18 protein-coding genes and 2 pseudogenes are annotated in these 19,703 nt (G+C 60.3%); 10 read left to right on the top strand and 10 right to left on the bottom strand.

The features are described from left to right. The first annotated feature begins 209 nt into the window (after positions 1-209). From AC0L3B_RS25135 to AC0L3B_RS25110, 6 genes are all read left to right on the top strand, one after another. Positions 210-1,232: a S1/P1 nuclease gene (locus tag AC0L3B_RS25135; protein WP_473381181.1), complete on the top strand. Its 1,023-nt coding sequence runs from the start codon at positions 210-212 to the stop codon at positions 1,230-1,232. Between the two features lie 94 nt (positions 1,233-1,326). Further along, positions 1,327-1,506 (top strand): hypothetical protein, encoded by a 180-nt coding sequence (locus AC0L3B_RS25130; protein WP_473381180.1) that lies wholly within the window; start codon positions 1,327-1,329, stop codon positions 1,504-1,506. 55 nt (positions 1,507-1,561) lie between these two features. After that, positions 1,562-2,434 carry a hypothetical protein gene (locus tag AC0L3B_RS25125; RefSeq protein WP_473381179.1) on the top strand — a complete coding sequence of 291 codons (873 nt, stop codon included), beginning with the start codon at positions 1,562-1,564 and terminating at the stop codon, positions 2,432-2,434. A gap of 112 nt (positions 2,435-2,546) precedes the next feature. Continuing rightward, a complete protein-coding gene (locus tag AC0L3B_RS25120; RefSeq protein ID WP_473381178.1) occupies positions 2,547-3,473 on the top strand; it encodes a DUF3616 domain-containing protein in 927 nt (308 codons plus the stop codon). 91 nt (positions 3,474-3,564) lie between these two features. After that, a complete protein-coding gene (locus AC0L3B_RS25115; RefSeq protein ID WP_473381177.1) occupies positions 3,565-5,613 on the top strand; it encodes a DNA/RNA non-specific endonuclease in 2,049 nt (682 codons plus the stop codon). 50 nt (positions 5,614-5,663) lie between these two features. Then, positions 5,664-5,864 (top strand): hypothetical protein, encoded by a 201-nt coding sequence (locus AC0L3B_RS25110; protein WP_473381176.1) that lies wholly within the window; start codon positions 5,664-5,666, stop codon positions 5,862-5,864. Between the two features lie 906 nt (positions 5,865-6,770). On the opposite strand, the gene AC0L3B_RS25105 is transcribed toward AC0L3B_RS25110, so the two are convergent. Together AC0L3B_RS25105 and AC0L3B_RS25100 are read right to left on the bottom strand one after the other, a co-directional pair. Further along, positions 6,771-6,974, bottom strand: coding sequence for a cold-shock protein (locus tag AC0L3B_RS25105; RefSeq protein ID WP_085360348.1), 204 nt, complete (start codon positions 6,972-6,974; stop codon positions 6,771-6,773). Positions 6,975-7,229: 255 nt separating this feature from the next. After that, positions 7,230-7,409 (bottom strand): annotated as a pseudogene (locus AC0L3B_RS25100) (ATP-binding protein); the annotation flags it as partial. Positions 7,410-7,644: 235 nt separating this feature from the next. Between AC0L3B_RS25100 and AC0L3B_RS25095 the strand changes: the two are divergent. Next, positions 7,645-8,352, top strand: coding sequence for a hypothetical protein (locus AC0L3B_RS25095; RefSeq protein WP_204512275.1), 708 nt, complete (start codon positions 7,645-7,647; stop codon positions 8,350-8,352). A 1,052-nt stretch (positions 8,353-9,404) separates the two neighbouring features. Here the strand turns inward: AC0L3B_RS25095 and AC0L3B_RS25090 are convergent. Beyond that, a pseudogene (locus AC0L3B_RS25090) lies at positions 9,405-9,533 on the bottom strand (NYN domain-containing protein); the annotation flags it as partial. A gap of 538 nt (positions 9,534-10,071) precedes the next feature. Here AC0L3B_RS25090 and AC0L3B_RS25085 point away from each other — a divergent pair. Next, positions 10,072-10,383, top strand: coding sequence for a hypothetical protein (locus tag AC0L3B_RS25085; protein ID WP_473381175.1), 312 nt, complete (start codon positions 10,072-10,074; stop codon positions 10,381-10,383). Here AC0L3B_RS25085 and AC0L3B_RS25080 read toward each other — a convergent pair. The 5 genes from AC0L3B_RS25080 to AC0L3B_RS25060 all read right to left on the bottom strand — a co-directional run bounded on the left by AC0L3B_RS25080 (position 10,380) and on the right by AC0L3B_RS25060 (position 14,600). Continuing rightward, positions 10,380-11,711 carry a tyrosine-type recombinase/integrase gene (locus tag AC0L3B_RS25080; protein WP_473381174.1) on the bottom strand — a complete coding sequence of 444 codons (1,332 nt, stop codon included), beginning with the start codon at positions 11,709-11,711 and terminating at the stop codon, positions 10,380-10,382. The genes AC0L3B_RS25085 and AC0L3B_RS25080 overlap by 4 nt on opposite strands. Positions 11,712-12,290: 579 nt before the next feature. Next, positions 12,291-12,968, bottom strand: coding sequence for an SNARE-associated domain-containing protein (locus AC0L3B_RS25075; RefSeq protein WP_026232578.1), 678 nt, complete (start codon positions 12,966-12,968; stop codon positions 12,291-12,293). Between the two features lie 54 nt (positions 12,969-13,022). Then, the gene (greA, locus tag AC0L3B_RS25070) at positions 13,023-13,505 is read right to left on the bottom strand and encodes a transcription elongation factor GreA (RefSeq protein WP_204512277.1); all 483 of its coding nucleotides are present in this window, start codon (positions 13,503-13,505) and stop codon (positions 13,023-13,025) included. Positions 13,506-13,596: 91 nt separating this feature from the next. Next, positions 13,597-14,112 carry a hypothetical protein gene (locus tag AC0L3B_RS25065; protein ID WP_085349548.1) on the bottom strand — a complete coding sequence of 172 codons (516 nt, stop codon included), beginning with the start codon at positions 14,110-14,112 and terminating at the stop codon, positions 13,597-13,599. A 149-nt stretch (positions 14,113-14,261) separates the two neighbouring features. Then, positions 14,262-14,600: a hypothetical protein gene (locus tag AC0L3B_RS25060; protein ID WP_473381173.1), complete on the bottom strand. Its 339-nt coding sequence runs from the start codon at positions 14,598-14,600 to the stop codon at positions 14,262-14,264. 255 nt (positions 14,601-14,855) lie between these two features. On the opposite strand from AC0L3B_RS25060, the gene AC0L3B_RS25055 reads away from it, so the two are divergent. Together AC0L3B_RS25055 and AC0L3B_RS25050 are read left to right on the top strand one after the other, a co-directional pair. After that, positions 14,856-15,089 carry a DUF3551 domain-containing protein gene (locus tag AC0L3B_RS25055; protein ID WP_007596464.1) on the top strand — a complete coding sequence of 78 codons (234 nt, stop codon included), beginning with the start codon at positions 14,856-14,858 and terminating at the stop codon, positions 15,087-15,089. Between the two features lie 324 nt (positions 15,090-15,413). Next, on the top strand, positions 15,414-16,949 hold the full coding sequence (locus AC0L3B_RS25050; RefSeq protein ID WP_377791939.1) for a peroxidase family protein: 1,536 nt from the start codon (positions 15,414-15,416) through the stop codon (positions 16,947-16,949). Positions 16,950-17,141: 192 nt separating this feature from the next. Here the strand turns inward: AC0L3B_RS25050 and AC0L3B_RS25045 are convergent, their stop codons facing one another. Together AC0L3B_RS25045 and AC0L3B_RS25040 are read right to left on the bottom strand one after the other, a co-directional pair. Next, positions 17,142-18,995 (bottom strand): caspase family protein, encoded by a 1,854-nt coding sequence (locus tag AC0L3B_RS25045; protein WP_473381172.1) that lies wholly within the window; start codon positions 18,993-18,995, stop codon positions 17,142-17,144. Positions 18,996-19,179: 184 nt separating this feature from the next. Beyond that, positions 19,180-19,698, bottom strand: coding sequence for a hypothetical protein (locus AC0L3B_RS25040; RefSeq protein ID WP_473381171.1), 519 nt, complete (start codon positions 19,696-19,698; stop codon positions 19,180-19,182). Positions 19,699-19,703 lie beyond the last annotated feature (5 nt).

Genomic DNA, 19,703 nt, shown 5'->3' with positions numbered 1-19,703 from the left:
GCATCATGGTCGCGTCGCCTTGCTCCGGTCACGGCACGAAGTTCGCCAGCGCGATCGGCGCCATGCTTGCGGACATGTCGCTGGATCCAAGGGCCAAAGCGCCCGAAGCATTTCGGCTCGATAGGTTCAGCGGCTTCGCGAATTAGTTGACAACGACAACCTCGGCGGGCACGATACAATTTGTTGTTTAGATGACGAGCAAGGCTCATATGCTCAGAATCATTTTCTCGCTCAATTTCTTGCTTTTGGTATTCTGTCCGACCGCCTCCTCCGCCTGGGGATTTCAGGGGCACCGCATCGTGGGATCCATTGCGGATCTGTTGTTGAACCCACGCGCGAAGCTACAGGTCGCGACAATACTTGGCTTCGAACTCCGGATCGCCGGCCCATGGGCCGACTGCGTGAAGAGCGTCGTGCGAAACGACGACGGCACCTTCGAATACAAGGAAAAGCCCGATCATCCGGAGTACGAAATCCCATGCACTTCGTTTCGGACCTCTGGCGAGCAGAAACGGATGGAGGATTATGTCGGGCGGAACTGGACTCAATGCGTTTATCCGCCGACGGGCCAGGAACGGGGGTGCCACAACACGTATCATTTCGACGACATCGCCATCGAGCGCGACCGGTTCGATCGAGGGTTTCTCGGCACCAACGAGCACGACCTCGTTGCCGCAATCTCTGCCGCCATATCGGTGTTGAAAGACCGGCCGGCGACGGCCCCTTTTTCGATAGCGGACAAGAAGGAGGCGCTTTTCATGCTCTCCCATTTTCTGGGAGATCTTCACCAGCCCTTGCATGTTGCCGCCGTGTACCTCGACACCCGCGGACATTTGGTGGATCCCGACGCCGTCCATCGCATCGATCCATCGACCGACACCGTGGGTGGAAACAATATCCGCGACCAGCACACCCCATTCCACACGGAATGGGACGCTATCCCCGGTGACCTCGGGGAGGCCGCAACTCCCGCACTCCTTTCCGCTGCCAGATCGACCCCGCCAAGCGGAGGAGTTGTCGAGGATTGGCCGGCTCTATGGGCTTCGGACACCGTCGCCGTGGCTCACTCCGCTTTCGCGGGTGCCAATTTCAAGTTCGTGTCGCCCCAACACTGGACCGTCTCGTTCGACGACCGAAACGCGTATCTGGCAGCCCAAGACTCTATCAAACGGCGACAACTGGCAAAGGCAGGTGCCAGGCTGGCTGAACTGCTCAACGCTATCTGGCCCTGATCTTCGAACCGCGCGTCACCTCGGAATTCAGGACGACAGCTGGTCGACTTATTTCACTGCGCTTATTGGATTTCACGACAGGGAAAGGTTGACGATGCAGCTCAAGAGTGCGGAAGGGCTCTACACATCGGCACAGCTTCTCGAGGGCTTCAATCCATTCGATCGGCTCGGCTTTACATTGACCCGCGATTTCGCGGTGTTTCGCCAATTCTCAAAAGGACGGCGGCCCGGTACCAGCATCGCTCGAGATACGCAAAGCGCAAGCGGATCATGATACTGACCTTGCAGACGCTCTGAAGCGGTTTCTTGGGGAGGTCAGGCGGCCGCTCTTGGGCATCATGGGAGGGCACGCTGCAAAAAGGGGCGGGCAAGCCTTTGCTGACATCGCGCACTTGGCGAGAACTCTTTCCGAGGAGGGCTATCTCATCGTGACGGGAGGAGGTCCCGGCATCATGGAAGCGGCTCACCTGGGTGTGGCTTTTTCAAAGAACGACGCTTCGGATCTCGAAAAGGCGCTCGCGAAACTCGGAAAATATCCCAGCTACGGAAATCTCGACGGTCTGTTCGATCACGACGGGACTGTGAAGAGGGAAAAGATCGCTGACGTCGAGAAGGCGAGGGACTGGCTGCAATCTGCGCTCGAGGTGCGCTCCTACGCGCCGCCGATCCTGCCGTTGAGCGTGGCGATCCCGACATGGCTTTACGGCGCGGAGCCAACAATGCCGTTTGCGAGCCACTACGCCAAATATTTCCAGAATAGCCTTCGGGAAGAGGCGCTGGTGAACAATTCGCGGGCAGGCATCGTCTATGGCCAGGGAGGCGGCGGAACGATGCGAGAGGTGTTCCAGGATGTGGAGAGAAACTATTACGCGGGCTCGGCAACGGAATTTACACCGATGATTTTCTTTGACAAAAGCGGATATTGGAAGACCGAGGCTGCGTACGAAGGCACGGCGCTGAAGACGCCGGGAATCAAACTGGACGTCATCATTCCTTCAATCCTGAAATTCGGGATACGTCAGCGCCTGAACTTGGACGATGCCGGACTCAAGCAGTTCACGGACAAGGTCTTGTTCAGTGACGATGTCAATGAGATCAGGGCAGTGCTGGCCTTGAACGCCGATACCGCGAAGGAGAATATGGGCTTCGCGTTGCAAGCTCAGCCGAGCAAGGTCCCCAGTTTCCGGATGAACAGGATATGACGGGCAGTGCGCCAATGCGGGAGGCCCTGCGTCGCCGCTTGCCTACCATGGCCGACGTCCCGGGAGAGGCATTGCGATGAAGCGGACTTCAGTCCCCGATAGCGCGCAAATTTTGATCCTCGCGGCGCTCGCCTTCCTGCTCATCGCCTCACCGACGAATGCGCAGAACGCAATCAGCTACCGAGGAATCTGCGATGCGTCCGCGGCCGCGCCTCTGGATCAGGATCATTTCATCGTCGCGGACGACGAGCATAACACGCTGCAGATATATCGACGCGACCTGCCCGATCCGGTCTCGGCGATCCCCGTGTGGCAGTTTCTCGGCACCGACGAAGACAAGGAGTCCGATCTGGAGGGATCAGCGGTCGTCGGATCGCGGATCTACTGGATTTCGTCGCACGGGACCAACAAGAAAGGCAAGGTTCAGGAGCGTCGCCGACAGTTCTTCGCCACGGAAATCGTGGGCGGGCGGGTTCCGACGGTGACGCCGGTTGGAAAGCCCTACGGTCTGTTGGTCGACGATCTCGCGAAACTCCCCAGCCTTGCGAAATACAGGCTGGCCGACGCTGGAAAGCTTCCGCCGAAATCTCCGGGCGGACTAAGCATCGAAGGTCTCGCCTCGACAGCCGACGGGGGGCTTCTCATCGGATTCCGCAATCCAGTGCCGGGCGGAAAGGCGTTGATCGTACCGCTCCAAAATCCCGGGTCTGTCGTTCAGGGTTCGCGTGCATCTCTCGGCGCTCCCATCGAGATCGATCTCAAGGGTCAGGGAATTAGGAGTCTCGAAAGGGACGGCGACAGCTATCTGATCGTTGCAGGCCCGATCGACGGCAGCGGTGTTTCGAAACTCTATAGATGGTTAGGTCGAACGGCCGATGACCCGACCCCGGTCGCTGGAATCGACTTCTCCGGCCTTAACCCGGAAGCGCTCTTTCTCGTTCCGAACCGTTCGGAACTGCAGATATTGAGCGATGACGGAAAAACGGATGGCGAAAAATGCAGCGAGAAGAAATTCAGAAGCATGATCGTCGGAAAGTGATTTGGATCGACCCCAAGCCCCTCGTTCCTGGCGCGCGGAAGTTCTGTCTTAGACGTTCGAGGATTGCGTTACATTTTGAAGGTAGGTCACGATGAAAGCCCCACCGAGAATAGCAGACGCTGCAAGGAAGCGGATCACCGACGCCATCGCACAGATACGCCATTCCGTGAGCGCAATCGAATCGGGAAGGCCTGGCGACGCAGAATACGAGAACTCACGAAAGGTGCGGGTGCTGCAGGCCCGAACTGGCGTATCCCTGGACGAGGCTGCCCGCGTCGTCGCGAGACCCGACGAGGGAGCCGAGCGCATCTGGGGAAAGACGGTCGATTTCGTCGACGTCGCCTTCTTTGAGCGCGGCCGCCGAGCGGCGCGGGCAGTCGCACGCATCGTCACGAAGGACGGTGCTCCGCTCGGAACAGGCTTTCTGATTTCGCCCCGCCTGATGATGACGAACAACCATGTCATCGGATCGGAAGCCGAGGCCGCAGCCCTAGTCGCAGAGTTCGAATACGAGCGCGATGTAGGCGGCAGAATGCTCGCCCCGACGACCTACGAGTTCGAACCGACCACCTGCTTCGTCACCAACAGTCAAGACGATCTGGACTACACGGTGGTTGCGCTCGGCCGGCGAATTTCCGGAGCCACGGAGCTTGCGGCGTTGGGATATCTTCCCGTGAGCGCTGCCCGCAACAAGCATCAGCTCGGAGACTTCGTCAATATCATCCAACATCCCGACGGCCGACCCAAGGAAGCGGTCATTCGCGAGAACCAACTGGTGGCGAGGAGTGGTACGACGCTGGATTATATTGCTGACACCGAGCCCGGGTCCTCGGGGTCGCCTGTACTCAACGTTCAGTTCGCGCTCGTAGCCCTGCATCATTGGGGTACGCCACACCGGGAACTGACAGACGAGAACGGCAAGACGATTCCCAAGACGGTCAATGAAGGAATCCGAGCCAGTTCCATCTCCTCCGACCTTACCACTTTGCGGACTTCGCTTCAGTCGGGGCCAAGGTCGCTGATCGACGAGGCATTGCAACTCGGATTGTCCAGTGATGCGCCTGCCGCGAGCGCACAAACGGCTGGCGAGGCGTCGGCGCGGATGCAATCGGCGCCGATGGTCGCCCATGTCCAGGACGGTGTGGCGACCTGGAACATTCCACTGTCGGTCTCGATTAGGCTCGGCGATGCGCCATTAGCGCAAGTGATTTCAGCGGCTGCATCCGCGCCGGGGACCGGCGCGGCGGAGGCGCGCGTCGAACTCGATCCGGACTATTCCGACAGGGATGGTTACGATCCCGAATTCCTTCCTGGTGCCGAAGTTCCACTTCCCAAGCTATCGCGCGATCTCGCCAAGCTTGCCGCCAAAAACCTGAGGGCCGGCCGCAACGAGGATCCTTACGAACTGAAGTACCATCACTACAGCGTCATCATGAACGGAGCCCGAAAGCTTGCCTTCGTCTCGGCGGTCAACATCGATGGAGCGACATCGAAGGACTACGACCGCTCGACGGGCAAGATCACCGAGCCAATGATGGGCATCGACGGAGACGGCGCGTCCGAAGCATCCGAGCTATGGTTTCCCGAGCACCGCATCCGCGACGACGAGCAGACGCCGAGGGACTTCTACGAGGGGCAGACAACCTTCGATGCTCAGGGAAATCAGATACTCGACAAGCGAACGAGCGGGCATCGCAACCGGATGTTCCAGAAAGGCCATTTGACGCGTAGGCAGGATCCGTTGTGGGGTGACGACGAAAGTATCATCAAATTTGCCAACGCCGATACCTTCCATGTGACGAACTGCTCTCCGCAAGTAGGTTTCTTCAACATGGGAATATTCAAGCAGGGCACGAATGCGGAAATGCGAGCCGCCTCGGAGAAGCAAGTTGTCCATCCGGGTGGAAATCTCTATTGGCGAGCACTCGAAGAATTCGTGCTGACGAATGCCCGCGCCGAGCGCGAACGGGTCAGCGTCTTTACCGGGGCGGTGTTCGACGACGAGAACGACATCCCATGGGACCGCGGCCGGCAGGAGATGCGCGGCTTCAAGGCGCCTCGGCAATTCTGGAAACTGTTGCTGAGGGTCGAGAACAATGAACTTCAAGCCACCGCTTTGGTTGCGGACCAGTCACCCTGATAGACTACGTTCCCGAGGCTCTGCTTCGTGGTGAGGCAGTTTCGAAGCCGTTGCCGTACGACAAGATCAAGAAATATCACTTCAGTGTTGCGGAACTCCAGAAAGTCACCGGCCTTGCGTTCGGCGCCACCGTAATGAAGGCCGACACCTTTGGCGCCGGCGGCAGAAGCGCTTCCGGTCGCCGTGAGGTGCGTCGAATTGAGGACGTAGTGATCTTGCGGCCTCCACAGACCAAGAAGCGTCGAAAGTAGCCTGTCGAAAGTAGACTTAAGTTGGCCGCACGTTCACTTCAGCAAGCGGGTGATCTCGGCGAGTGAATCGCGATCGCCTAGAGTTTCCTAGCGCTGCGAGGCCTCGCTGAGGAGTTTCACGCCTGCGCGTCACAGTGCCAAGCAGGAGCCTCGCGAGCGTTTTACGTGCGTATGCACCGTTTTCCAGATCGTCCGCTGAGACAATTGAGACCGCTCCTCTGAATGCCTCAATCGCGAGATCAGGCCTCTGAAGTCTGAGTTGAAGGTCCCCCCGGAATACGAGCCCTGCTGCGTCGTTCGGAGTACCGAGTGCGCTTATCGCCATCAAAAGGAGCCGCTGCGATGCATAGAGGTGACCCAAGGCAAATCGATGGGCCTGATCGGTCCAGGTGATCTTCCTTGTCAAGCCTGGAGCGCAACGTTCCTAGAATAGCGTTTGCAGTGCCAAATCGGCCCCCGTGCTGCTTGGAGGTCCGCACCTTAACCGCAGCACGGGGGCAGAGCGTATCGGCACCGCTGCCGACAGCAGGGTCATGATGCACGTGCTTCGAGCGGACGCAACAAAGTAAGTTTAAAGCTCAGCGCTGTGGCGGGCGGTTGAAGCACCATCGCCTCGCGTGCGGACTGGCACTCCATTGCTCTGCAATGTCAAATCCTGCAAACCAATTGGAGAGCATCTTGCCGCCGGAATCGGAGCGCGCCGCCTGAGTAAATTGTCACGCAAAAACCCGCCGGCTTGGGAGCCGGCGGAGTTTGATTGAGATTGTTGGCGATCGGCGGGCACCGATCACCGGATTGGGTTAGCAGAGTCGCCGGCCCAGCGCGAACCAGCGGGCCTTGATTTTTGAGACTAATAAGCGGGGCTCACTAGCGCACTGCCTTAACTTATGAAGCGCCCTATATGGGCTAGCCGACCCTCAGATTTTCAGCGGACGTTTTGCCCTTGTTGCTCATTTCGTCGTAGCTCACCCTCGCACCCTCATTGAGCGTGCTCAGTCCCGCCTTTTCGACGGCCGAGATGTGAACGAAAACATCCTTGCCTCCATTGTCAGGCTGGATGAAGCCGTAACCTTTCGTCGGGTTGAACCACTTTACTGTACCTATGGTCACGCACGTCTCTCCTAAAATATGAAAACGTCCCAGCTTGCCAGAAGCTGATCACAAGGAAAAGAGGCCGGCGGCCCCTTCCGCGTCATGGCAAGAAGTTGCGCTTGCGCAACAACCTTCCATGTTCCGCCTCGGAACAGATGTTTTGAGACTCAACCGGCAAAAGCGAATAACGAGGGTTTATCGCGCCGCTATCGGGAGACGACGGTGCTCCCGTCGTTGGGGTAGTCTGGTTTCTTGAGGGTTGGGAAAGCGCCGCATCTCGATGCGGCGATGATCCTTGCGTGCGATCTCGCGCTCGCACAGCAGGATCAGCGTCTCACGCGCCGATAGGTTCGCGCGCGCCGCCTCGTCGAGCAGGCTGTCGAGCTGATCGCGGATGCAGGAGAGCTGCAATCGCGCCAGCATGGTATCGAGCGGATCGATCGTTTCTTCCATTATCTTCTTTCCCCACGCTGGGAGCGAGATGCGCGTAGGCGCGCCGCAGAAAAGCAGCGGTCTCGTTGCAGCGCATCAGGTGGATCGGGCGCCAGTCCCGGGGCCCGTCGCATCTCCACAAATACAGCGACAATCTCGCAATGAACCCACAGCGCTGCCCGATTTCAGCCGCATCACGGCCCATGTCCCGGCGAAGGGTCGTGCCCGGGTTGGAGGCGCAACACCGGAGTTTCCTATGTCCGGTCAACTGCGTATTTGCTTTGCCGGTTTCGTTCTTGCTGGCGGTCTTTGGACGACGCCTTCGTTATCCAATCCTCTTGCCGAGCTTCTCAATACTACTTCTCGCCAAGACGCCGCGACGTCTTCCGCGCAAGCGGAATGCTTGCCGCGGCCCGACAGGACGACCGCGGACGGGACGCATTGGGTCTATCGGTTCGACGGCCACCGTAAATGCTGGTTCCTGACGGAGGGTATCGCGAAGGTGAAGAAGACAGTTCGTCATCGCGGGGCCCAAGATCGCGCCGCGAATTTGGACGAGAACGGGACTGCGCGGCCCAGGCAGAGCGCGGTGGCTGATGCGCGCGCGGAGTTGCTGCGCTCCGCACCGGCCGAGCCTCCTGTACCCGAAATCAAGGTAGCTGATGCCGCTTCCGTACTCGACATGGGCATCATAATGAGTTCAGCGGCCCCCACCATTCTTCACAGCGGCCGGCTTACGCCTGAGCATTCCGTGCCGGACCAAGTCGACGTTGAGCAGCTCCTCGCGCCCGCGCTCGCCGGCTCACCTCCAGCTATGCCGATGGGCGCGCGCATTTCAGAGGCGCACGACGAGGCACACAGCTGGACGGCAACTTGGTTAGGTGTGCTGCTGATGACGCTTGGTGGCTTCTCGATCCTAAGCTCGAGCCGCACGCTTCGCCACGCGGTGAGATTACGCCAGTGAGCTGGCGCAATACGCGCGCGACGCCGCGCGATCGATGAATTCCAGGAGTTGGTATAGCCGAATTACCACACGTACAAAGTATCCGCGCGCCCGCACTTAGATTAGCACTGCCTTAGACGAACATTCGATTACGATGATGGTCCTCCTTTTGGATGGGGCCGCCATCATGCGGTACAAAGTTTTCGTGGTGGACAGCAGCCGGCGAGTGATCTGCGCCGCAAAGCTCGACTGTGTTGACGAGCAGGCGGCGAGACGTCGAGCCGAGCTAATGTGTGGCGAGCACGACGTTGAGCTTTGGGAAGGCGATCGATTTATTGCTGTGTTCCGAGGTGCAACGTCGGACGAAAACCGGGGTGGCCGCGCGATCCTGAATAGACGGCCGGTCTCGCGGCCGAGTTAGTTCGAACATTGTGAGACCCGCCGGGCCTGGCAGGTTGCCGACACGTCGCAGGGCCACACTTATCGCGGCTCGCCAACGCGTCTCAAAATATGATTTGAAAGAAGTCGATGAAAAGAGAAAGAACAAACAATCGCTAGCCCAAACTTCAGTGAACCAAAGCCGCAGCCGCCAGATGTTCCCAGTATTCTCCCTCTGCGAGCAGCTTCCAGCTTCTCTCAGGATCACGCACGGCGGCCTGTCGGCATAGCAGCGCCATCGCGCGAAAGCGGCGCATAGCTTCCATCGCAAAAACTCCCTGTTTCTGTTTCCCCAACCTTATTTTTTATTATCGCGGTGGAGTCATCATGATTACTGTGCATAACTAAATTTGTCGTTTAGCCGCAGCCAGTTAAGCTCCACCAGAGCGTCAAAGCGGAACTATTTTCGCTTTAGGCTTCACCTCAGTTTCGAATGCTACTCGCTAGGGCTTTGTTGCGCGTTAAAGCGCACCCGGCATCATCGCGCGCATGTCGATGAGCGCGCGGAACGCAACACGATCATGCGAAGCTCGCGAGCAAGCAGCGCAATGTCAGAATGCGAACCGACCGGCCGCGAGGACTATTCTCTATTCTGTCCGTTGCTGAAGACCGAACCATATTGGCGATCAGCCCGGCAGCACCATCTGGTCGATATGCCCGGCGAGCTCCATGGCGTCGACGGCAAGCTCGATATCCATGTTGCCCTTGACCTTGCGGCGGCCGCCGGGGTCGATGAACTCCTTGGTCGGCTTGGTGACGACCGTGGGTCATCTAGTAGATCAAGCAGGGTGAAAAGGTTTGCATGCGGAATCATAAAGAGCATGCGGGCACAGAAAGAATAGCACGGCGCTTGCTTACCGGTCATCCTCTGATTTGTAGTCGAGAATATGTAGCTAAAATCTGAAATGAGTTGTGCTGGGTTGCGACCTGTCGTCTGAAACAGATTGAGCGCAGGGGCGTCCAGGGGGTCGAGACGGCGTTCCAGTCATCCGTGCCTTTCGCTAAGCCCGCTACCGTGGTTCTGTACGAAGTCCCGCGGGATGAAACGCGTGTGCTGCTCAAGGTAAGCTTGGTACATCTGCTCCTCGCGTTCTTAGTCGAGCAGCTGCACGAACCTACTATCCCGCCCCCCGGGCTTGGGCAAGGCTTTTGATTAACCGGGGAGCCCTCCGAAAACAGGCACGATTTGTCCTATTTGTACGCCACACTACCCAGCAGCCATACCTGCGCCATCGATTTCTATATTGCTGCTGACGTCTGCGATTTATTGCCTCAAACCGGATCAGGGTTGGGGGCGGAGGCATGAACGGTGAAAACGAAGAGCCTCCGACCGAGGCGATAGGACCGCCAAATAGTGGTGAGATGCCGCCTGCCACAAAGCGGCGTCGCAGGAATCGTGGCGTGCCGCCGCCCGCGACGTTCGATATCGATGCGCTGCCGGCCAGCTCCAATTTAACGGCATTAGAGACGGCCGCCGTTATCCGGCGGACGCCTGGCGCATTGGAGCAGTGGCGGCGTGATCCGAACCACCCGCTGAAATGGCGCTACGTCGACGGCCGCCCGCTCTATCGTGTCGATGCGGTGCGTGACTATTTGGCCGGACAAAACCACTAAGCCGCTTCGGCTGCATAGTGTTCGCGAAGCCGGCCGAGCAGTTCGGCCTTGATTGGATCGAGCGGATTCGTTCGCTGCAGGCGCACGGCCCCGCCGACCCTGATCGCGCCAACCAATTCCGCGATGTAGTCATGAGCTGCTTCAAACGCCATCTTGCGAATGATCCACTGTTCGTCGTGATTGTAGACTTGATCGATTCCGCCAGGCTTTTGCCCGACACACAGTCGCTGGATCTCGTTATCGTAGCCGCAGCGTGACATGACAGTGCGGAGAGTGCGCCTCAAGTCATGCATGGTAAACTTGGCGACACCCGACTCCTTGACCAGCTGGTTGACCATCTTGGTGAAGCCCGACATCTGGCCGCCGGTCTTTGGTGACGGGAAGACATAGTCGGACGTGGCCCGTTGGAAATGCTTCGCAGCCGCAAGCACCTCGTCAACGAGGCGCGTGCGCGGCACATCGTGGTGCAGACCCATTTTTGTCCATGCCGCATCGAAGGTGATCCGGTCGTCCATGATGTGCTTCTGCCACTCGATGATAGTCGGCTCGCTCCGGCGCGCGCCGCCGAGCAAGCACATCCTTGTCAGTAGCCCAAAGGTGCCGAGCTTGCCGGACGCATGCCAAACCTTGATGATTTCTTCATCGCTCAGTGCGCGGCCCTTCGTTCGGCGTCCCACTCTTTGCGCACGAGTTTCCTTGGGCTCGCGATAGCCAGCTAGCACATTGTGGTCGACATAGCCCTCGCCGACGCACCATTCGAGGAACGTGTGGGTGTGCTTGCGCAGGTCCTTGGCCGCGCCGCGCTTGCCGGCCTTGGCGACGCGGTCGACTGCCGCCATGATTTGCCGCCGCTTCAAGTCGCCCAGGCCGATTTCGGCCTGCTGCTTGAGCCCGCGCCGCAATGCCGACATGGCTGGCTTCCAGTTGACGACCTGACGTCCGGTCAAGGACGTCTGGTAGGGACCATCTTCGGCGATGAGGTCCGCCAGGATGGTGCGTTGCTTCTCGGCTGCCTGTTGCCGCCTCGCCTCCCGTTTCGCATCGTTGGGGTCCGTGCCCTTGACCACCTCGCCGGCGGCGATGGTGGCAGCCTTGCGCGCGGCCTTCTCATTGTACTTGGGCCACGGGCCGAGGGTCTTTCGCTGGGTCCCTCTCACCCCCGGCTTGGTGAAGAGGTAGACCCAGGTTCGGCCGCCGGTGGCGCGCATGCGCAGAGCGAGGCCGGGCAGCTTGTCGTCGTGGAGATAATGCTGGGTCTTGCCGAGCGGCAGCGTGGCGTTGCGGATCACCGCATCCGTGAGTGTTAGCTGGTTGGTCGGCTCTGGCATGACTCTTTCCCCACCTTTTGTGCCCCGGCGTGCCCCGCGAGGGGAAAATCGCGCCCTATCAGAACCGGCCCTCCAAGCTTCACTGTGTGCCCCAAAAAGGAACGACCGAGAGACCGTAGCTCGGACCCTCCCTCATGTTTGTGCCCCAAGGGAAAAATCTGAGGGGGCACAACAGGGGCACACAAAATGCAGTATGGCCGCTTATGGCTCACTGAGGCTTAAACAGCCATAAGGCACTGTAAGAAAATGCATTATTTCGACAGAACTATGGCTACGTGGGGCCCGCTTGGATCTACAGATTGTGGTTCACACGGGAGAGGTCCAAGGTTCGATCCCTTGTGCGCCCACCATTCACCTTCCTGAACCATAATTTGTTGCGGACGATAACCGACGCTCGGCGGCTGTCTTCACCCGTCCAAATCAAAAACAGCGAAAACAACCCCATGCACAGTAGCCGACCTCAGTCGGATCAATGAGTTACAGGATTGCGACTTTTCCGAAATATAATTTGACTCGTCGGGCAAAACACCGGCATGATGGCATCATCGCGGGGGACCTGAAGCGCGATCGCATCAAGCTTCACGCAACCCGCGCCGGTCGCCAGGCTGCGTACAAACCGACCAGGGTGCCGATAGTAACCAGCGCTGCGGCCAGCAGCAGCTGCAATTCTCCATCGTCCGTGGTGCCTACGGACGACACAAGTCTGGTCACCACGACGAACAGAATGCCCACAGAGGCTGCTGCGCCCACGCCGAGATAGGCGAGCTCGCGCGTCAGGTTGCGGCCGAGGAGTCCGAGTGCCGTGAAATACATCGCGCAGGCGTTGGGATGAACGAACAGCGCAATTCGCGCGTAAGGACCGTAGGCGTCGAGGAGGGACTCACACCGGTTCAGTGCCGCCTTTGAGGCAATCCGCTGCAACAGCGGTCTGAAAAAACGAGCCTGTCCGTAGCTCAGAACGGCGCCCAGGATGATGGCCAACCACGCCACGATGAAAACGGAGACGTCCGCGGGCTTTGGATTGAGCGCCACGGACATCAGGATGAGAGCGGTTCCGGGGAAATAGCCAAAATACGGGAAGACCGCCTCCAGCAGCACGCAGACGAATATGAAGGCCGGAAACCACGCCGAGCCGGTCGCATCCTGGACGATGGCGTTCAGGTCGAAGAGATTTGTCCTGTACAGGACGAGGTACATGCACATGGCCAACCCGGCCAGCGCGTAAAACGGCAATGCTCCCGACAGAAACCGCCTCATCCAGCTATCGCGCCTTGTTGCGCGGACACAGCGGAAACCATCGATAAACGCCCCCTACTCAATCGACAAAATCTCGATCTCCTGCGCACCCGATCCCACGACATCCCCGACCGCCTTCCCCATCAACGACTTCGCCACCGGTGCCACAAATGAGATCGTGCCGGCCTTGGGATCGGCTTCGTCCTCGCCGACGATGCGATAGGTTTGCACGCGGCCATCGGCGCGGCTGAACGTCACCGTGCTGCCGAAGGCGACGACATCGGTCGAGGCCGGGGCGGGAATGACCTGCGCCGTGCGCAGCCGTTCGGTGAGATAGCGGGCGTCACGCAAGGGCACCGCCGACTGCCGGCGCTTTTCGTTGACGTCCTCGATGGCTTGCGCGGCTTCATAGGCCTCGCGCGCGTCCTGAAGCTGCTTTTGCAACGCCTGCAAGCCTGCTTCCGTCACGAGATTTGGATGCGGCGAGATCGGCCGATCCGGCAACAGCGTCTCGGCGGCGGTTTCCGCGCTCTCTTCCTTGGTAAAGGCAACGCTCAAGTCGAAAATCCTGTCGAACTGTTCGGGCTCACGGCCCGCGCCTTCGCGCCGCAAGCAATCGCGGCGGGCAGAAGCTGGCGATCATCCCGGATCATATCTCAAGTACGACGAAACGGCGCAGCTTGAAAACGATGTCCGGCATGGCCTGCCGGAACCGCGTGGCATCCCGGAACGTGGTCGAGAACGGCGCGAAGGTGATCATCGCGTTCCAGTGCCTGTAGCCGTAGACCGTGACGGAGGCGCCGGTCGCCGGAAAATTCTCGAGCTTGCGCAGCTCACCCAGGACGAGATCGGCGATCGCTTCAGCAGGCAGCAACTGCTTGCCATCAGGTGTCGTGGCGATCTTCGCTGGCGGCTCGACTGACTTCGCGGGGGCCAGCGCCGCATCGAGCGCGTTCTCGGAATTTGTTTCGGGCTTGTCCTCGAGGTTGGCCGGCGGCGTATCGGCGGCGGGCAGCTCGACCAGCTCAAATCCGTTCGTCGGCGCGGTCGGCGGCGGAACCTCGATGACCGGCGGCGGCGCAACACTGTCTGCGGCGCGCCTGTTGCCTCCCAGGATGCTGCTGATCATCGCCACGAGGCCAGCATCCTTCACGTCGTCACTCATTACTCCCCCCAGGCTTCGACCTACTCTAGCACCGCTCGCGCGGACCGCCACTGGGGATGTATGGCCGGATTCCGTCCGGCCAAGGTCCTATTTCACGCGATGGCATTGGCGGCGCGATGCCCGATCACGCCGCGCTGCCGTGCGATCCGTCACTGCTTATCGAACGGAATGTATTGTTGGTATTGCTTCGGCACCGAACTGCGGTAGCGCGCGGGCACCGTGCCGCTGTCGACCGAGTGATCGATCTCCTGCTGCCGCGTCATCTTCTTCTTCGCCGGCTTCTTCGACGCACTCTTTTTGGAGTCGGTCGGCTGGCTGGAGGTGTCGCTGGTTGCGCCCGGCGCTGCCGGCGTCGCTGCCGGCGCGGCGGTTGTCGCCGCAGGCGCCGCGGTTCCGGCGGCGGCTGGTGCGCCCTGCGCCAACGCGAGCGGTGCCTGCATGAGAAGCGCCAGCGCTGCTGTCGCAGCCAGCAAGTATGATTTCTGCATTAGAACCTCCAAAATACCTGATCCGAATAAGGCAAGCGTATTTCTGCGGGATCGACGCGTGCAAGTCCGTTCACGATAGGCTCGAACCCCATGGTGAACTGTGGCCGAGATCACATTGCCGGCAGCAGGCTGCGTCATGATGTGCCCTTGTCGCGAACGCAAAGCATTCTGGCGACACCAATACAGGCATGACTGCGCAACAGACGAGCCAGGCTCGCTGGCATTCCCACCCACTCGCTCTCGAAGGAGACTGACATGCGTCGCACCATCCTCACTCTCGCATCGCTCGCGGCCCTGCTCGCCGTAGCATCCCCGGCAGCCCAGGCACATCCTGCGAACGATCGATATTGCATCCAGGGCCGCTCGTGGGGTTACCCCGGCAATTGCCAGTTCGCCAGCTATCAGCAGTGCCTCGCTACCGCCTCCGGCACGTCGTCCTATTGCGGCATCAACCCGCGCTACGCGTTCTCGCAGCAGCGCGACTACTGACGAATTGGCGGCGTGCGCGTATGACGCGCGCGCCGCCACAATTTTTGCGTGAAGACGACCCGCTCCGCCGACGTGCCGGCGAATTGAAACTGTGCGAAGCCGCTTGCGTCCGTCGATGACGAGAATGTTATCCGTCATCAGCACCGAGAAATTCACGATGCGCAGCCGTGGCTTGCGGGCCAAGGCGCACCTTCCGAAAATTTCGATACCGGGCAATTGTGATCCATCTCGCTCGTGGCAGGCGTAATCGCGCCTAGGCTGCAAACTCCAGCGCGAGAAACCTTAGCCCGATCTTTCCATTCGACTTTTCAGGAAGGTGTTTCAATGAGCAGCCGCCACGCAATTGTTCCGCGCGGTCTGAACGCAACGCGTTCGCCGCTTTCGCAAGGCCGCTTCGGCCGCATGTTCCGCAAGCTCGCACCGGCCAAATTCGGCCCGAACGATTCCGACGCTGTCGCAAACCTGTCGGCGCTCGCCGACAAGATGGTCGCCGGCTTCGACGGGCCGAAGGACGGGCCGGATGCGGAAGAGAGCGGCATTCCCTCGCTCTACACTTATTTTGGCCAGTTCATCGACCACGACATCACCTTCGATCCGGTCAGCTCGCTGACCAAGCAGCAGGACCCCGACGGGCTCGTCGACTTCCGCACGCCGTCACTCGACATGGACAATGTCTACGGCCGCGGCCCGAACGACCAGCCCTACATGTATGACGACATCAAGTTCCGGCTCGGCGAGAAGGTCACCGGGGCGGGCGTGCCCGATGCAGTCGATCTGCCGCGCTTCAAGGGCCGCGCGCTGATCGGCGATCCCCGCAACGACGAGAACAGCATTGTCTCGCAGTTTCAAGCCTTGATGCTGCGCTTTCACAACCGCATGGTCGACGACAATGACAGTTTGTCGTTCGAAGAGGTGCAGCAGCGCGTTCGATTCCACTATCAGTACGTGGTGCTGAACGACTTCCTGCCGCGCATCGTCCACGCCAGCGTGCTGGACCAGCTGAAGACCGCGGGTCGCTACGACCGCGGCAAGCTCGCTTACTACCATTGGAAGACCTATCCGTTCATGCCGGTCGAGTTCTCGGTCGCGGCCTACCGGCTCGGGCACTCCATGATCCGCCCCGGCTACCGGCTGAACGACGCGGCCAACATGCTGCTGCAGATCTTTCCCGATCCCAACAATCCCGACCACAACGCACTGACCGGCTTCCGAGCGATGGGACCGGGACGCGCCATGGACTGGGGCCGCTTCATCGATCTCGACACGCGCCCCTACGGCGTCGAGGACGACGACACCAATCCCGACAACAAGAGGCGGCTGCAGTTCGCCTATCGCATCGATGCCTCGCTGGTGGACCCGCTGCGCAAGCTGCCGCCGGAAGTCGCCTCCAATCCGGCGTCGCTCGCGCTGCGCAATCTCGAGCGCAGCTGGCGGCTCGGACTGCCGTCGGGCCAGGCCGTCGCCAGGGCGATGAACCTGACGCCGCTGAGCGACGACGAGATCATCATCGGCAAGGCCGTCGACGAGCCCGGCGCGGGCGATCCGCAAGTCAAGATCGCGACCATCGCGAACGGCGTGTTCGCCGGCAACTGCCCGCTGTGGGCCTACATCCTGGCCGAGGCGCGGCAAAACGCGACCGACATGGCGATACCCGCTACCGGCGGGCCCGCTACGGTCAGGACACCGCAGCTCGGACCGGTGGGCGGTCGCATCGTCGCCGAAGTCTTCCTCGGCATGATGTTCGGAGATAATTCCTCCGTGCTGTCGCTCGACCCGCAATGGACGCCGGTGACCGGCTCCGGCTTCGCGCTGAAGGACCTCGTCGCCTACGCACTCGGCCAGGGCGACCCGCTGCATTGAGCGGGTGACGGACGATGATGATGCAAGGCCGCTCGTCATGCGAGCGGCCTTGCGGCTCCCCTCTCATCAACCGGCAGAGGTGAACCGCGGCGCGCATCGATCAAAAGGCGATGGCGGAAGCGACAATGCGACCTTGGGCGAAGTTCTGCTAGCCTGCTTGGGGCCATAGCAGCCCAAGCCCATGCAAGGCGATCAATTGCAGACTTCTCTGCTCCGGCCAGCCTGGCCCGTCATCACCGAGCTCATGTCACCACTGCTGGCGCTCTCTATCCTGCATGCTTTGCCGACAGGGCGGCAGCCAGCAGCATTGCAAAATATCTGGCTCGATGCTTGCGGCTTCGATGGCGACGTCTCAACCTGCTTCCGTTCTGCATCTCGCTTCTTGGACTCCTCACGGCTGGCGACCGGCTTCTTATCTTGGACCTTCTCGCATTCATTATCGTCATTGACGCGATAGCCAACTCGGCAGGCGATCTTCACGCAGGTGTCGCCATCCGCTCTGAAGCCCCGATCACAGACCTGCGGACAGACCCGTCCGGGTTTGGCCTTGATCGTATCGAGCGCGTCGAAGCTCGCGAGCTTGGCGTCGAACTTCGTGCCAGCGTATTTGTTGAAGGTGGAAAGCGATCGCTGCGACGCTGCATTCCAGTCTCCATCCGCCGCGCCAGATAGACAACCGACGCGACGCAGCTCCGACTGCACAAGCTTCGCTGTTTCCCGCGGTGATAGGGTCGGCTGCGACGAGGTCGGGGCAATGGCTGCGACCTTTTGCTCGCCACCGTCGTTCGCCTTCTCGGCGGACTGTCTGGCAGCGAGTTCGGCTGCGGCCGTGTCACTAGCGATCTTGTCCGCAAGCGCCTTTTCGGCGGTCTGCTTCTCGGCGAGCGCTTTGGCAACGGCGGTTTCAGCTTCCTTTCTCCGCTGCTCGGCGGCGGCGGCTTTGGCCTCCTCAACCTGCTTGGCCTTCTCGGCAGCGAGCCGGGCGTCCTCGGCGATTTTGGCGGCAGCGGCCGCCTTGTCCTGCTCGGCCTTCTTGGCGCGGTCCGCCGCGAGCCGTGCTTTCTCATCTTCAGCCTGCCGGGCCTTCTCAGCAGCGGCGGAGCGCGCTTGCTCGGCCTCGATCTTCCTCAACTGGACCTTGGCGAGATCGGCGTAGAAGCCATCCGGGTACGTCCGCAGGAAGGCATGCCATGCGTCTTTCTCGCCTGCCTGCAAAGCCAGCTCATAGTCTCTGCGAACCGCGTCCTGCGGGCTTGCCTGCGGTCCAGGAGCGGCTACCGGCTTCGCGGGCACCAGCGGCACGTCGTCGCCGCCGAGCGAGCCGTATACATAAGGCTCCTGCTTGTAGCCGGTGTTCTTGAGTACGTCGTCGCGGATGAAGCCGAAGGCCTTGCGCAGGTCGAGCCCCGGCATCGGCAAACGCTCGACCAGCGCTGCGGCGAAGGGACTGTTCTTCGAGTCGCCATCCGAGGCGGTCGAGCCCGCCTTGGCGGCGAAGGCGATCATCGTGTTCGGGCTCGTCGGCTCGATCTTCGCGAGGCCCCGGCCAATGGCTCGGGCAGCGACCGTCCGCTTCATCGTCTTGGCGAAAGGATTGTCGCGGCAGGCGTCCAGAATGACGAGCCGGAGCTGCTTCGCAGGCTCGACGGCAAACAGCGCGCGGTCGAGTGCCACGGTCTCATCGAGAACGTCGCTATCGGTCTCGAGAGTTGCATCGGTTGGAATCAGGTAATTGGTCCCGTCGAGCTCGATGCCGTGACCGGCGTAGTAGATGACGGCAACTTCGGCGTCTCGCGCCCGGCCACCAAAGTCGCGCAGAGCCTTGCGCATCTCGGTAGCATTGAGATCAGTCCTGAGGTCGATCCAGTCGAACCCGGCCTTCTTGAACATGCCACCGACCAGAGCAGCATCGTTCGCCGGATTGGCGAGCCTCGGCACGCTCTTGTAGGCGGAGTTGCCGATGACCAGCGCGACACGGCGCTCGGCATGAGCCGAGCCGCAGGCTAGGATGAAAAAGAACAATGAAAACCAGCGAAACGCGCCCATCGAAGCCCCGAGTACTATGTGCGCAGCGTATGTAGAGCCTGTCAAAAGGCAAGCTCCTGTTCTGTGACGCTGGTCACGCTCATGGTCGGCTGGTCGTCGAACGCCTACAACGGATCATAGCAGTCGATGTCGTCCGGCGGGGCGACTCAGCTTCGTCCTCGAATATGACTTATGAGTAGACGCTCTAACGCGCAGCCCCGAGGCCGACCTCCTCCAGCCGCGTGGCGAACCAATGCGACAGCGGCTGATCGAGGACGCCGCTGACATAGACTTCCGAGATCGTCACGTTGTCCTTGTCCAGCACCAGCAGCACGCCGATCCAAAAGGCGAACCAGACATGCGCATCGGTCAACGCCATCAGCTTGTGCTGGTCGTGGTCGAGCGCGGTGTGATTGCTGGCCTTGCGGATCTCCATGGTGAGCAAATTGTTCGGGATCTCGCGCTGATGCACCACGACGTCAGGGTAGATCGACTTGCCCAGATGATCGTCGGTCGAGATGATGGTGCCGTGCGGCAGATGCAGCGTACGCTCGCCTAGCCGGTCGTAGTTGCAATCGACCGACCAGCCGGAGAACTGCTTCTCCAGATGCACAGCGAAGCGGTGCGTGATGGCACGCTCGCCGATGTCCTTCTCGAACAGGAATGTTTCGTGTGCGTAGAAGTCCCGGAGTGCCGCGATCACCTTGTTCAGCTCGGTCTGCATCTTGC

Source organism: Bradyrhizobium sp. Kon56 (assembly GCF_055807635.1).
Note: the sequence above shows the minus strand (reverse complement) of the source record. Positions and strands in the feature narration are given on the sequence as shown.

Bases quoted from the DNA above. Each gene is read 5' to 3' on its own strand.
- AC0L3B_RS25135 (WP_473381181.1), top strand. From the start codon at position 210: ATGCTCAGAATCATTTTCTCGCTCAATTTCTTGCTTTTGGTATTCTGT.
- AC0L3B_RS25130 (WP_473381180.1), top strand. From the start codon at position 1,327: ATGCAGCTCAAGAGTGCGGAAGGGCTCTACACATCGGCACAGCTTCTC.
- AC0L3B_RS25115 (WP_473381177.1), top strand. From the start codon at position 3,565: ATGAAAGCCCCACCGAGAATAGCAGACGCTGCAAGGAAGCGGATCACC.
- AC0L3B_RS25095 (WP_204512275.1), top strand. From the start codon at position 7,645: ATGTCCGGTCAACTGCGTATTTGCTTTGCCGGTTTCGTTCTTGCTGGC.
- AC0L3B_RS25085 (WP_473381175.1), top strand. From the start codon at position 10,072: ATGAACGGTGAAAACGAAGAGCCTCCGACCGAGGCGATAGGACCGCCA.
- AC0L3B_RS25080 (WP_473381174.1), bottom strand. From the start codon at position 11,711: ATGCCAGAGCCGACCAACCAGCTAACACTCACGGATGCGGTGATCCGC.
- AC0L3B_RS25075 (WP_026232578.1), bottom strand. From the start codon at position 12,968: ATGAGGCGGTTTCTGTCGGGAGCATTGCCGTTTTACGCGCTGGCCGGG.
- AC0L3B_RS25065 (WP_085349548.1), bottom strand. From the start codon at position 14,112: ATGAGTGACGACGTGAAGGATGCTGGCCTCGTGGCGATGATCAGCAGC.
- AC0L3B_RS25060 (WP_473381173.1), bottom strand. From the start codon at position 14,600: ATGCAGAAATCATACTTGCTGGCTGCGACAGCAGCGCTGGCGCTTCTC.
- AC0L3B_RS25055 (WP_007596464.1), top strand. From the start codon at position 14,856: ATGCGTCGCACCATCCTCACTCTCGCATCGCTCGCGGCCCTGCTCGCC.
- AC0L3B_RS25050 (WP_377791939.1), top strand. From the start codon at position 15,414: ATGAGCAGCCGCCACGCAATTGTTCCGCGCGGTCTGAACGCAACGCGT.
- AC0L3B_RS25045 (WP_473381172.1), bottom strand. From the start codon at position 18,995: ATGGGCGCGTTTCGCTGGTTTTCATTGTTCTTTTTCATCCTAGCCTGC.
- AC0L3B_RS25040 (WP_473381171.1), bottom strand. From the start codon at position 19,698: ATGCAGACCGAGCTGAACAAGGTGATCGCGGCACTCCGGGACTTCTAC.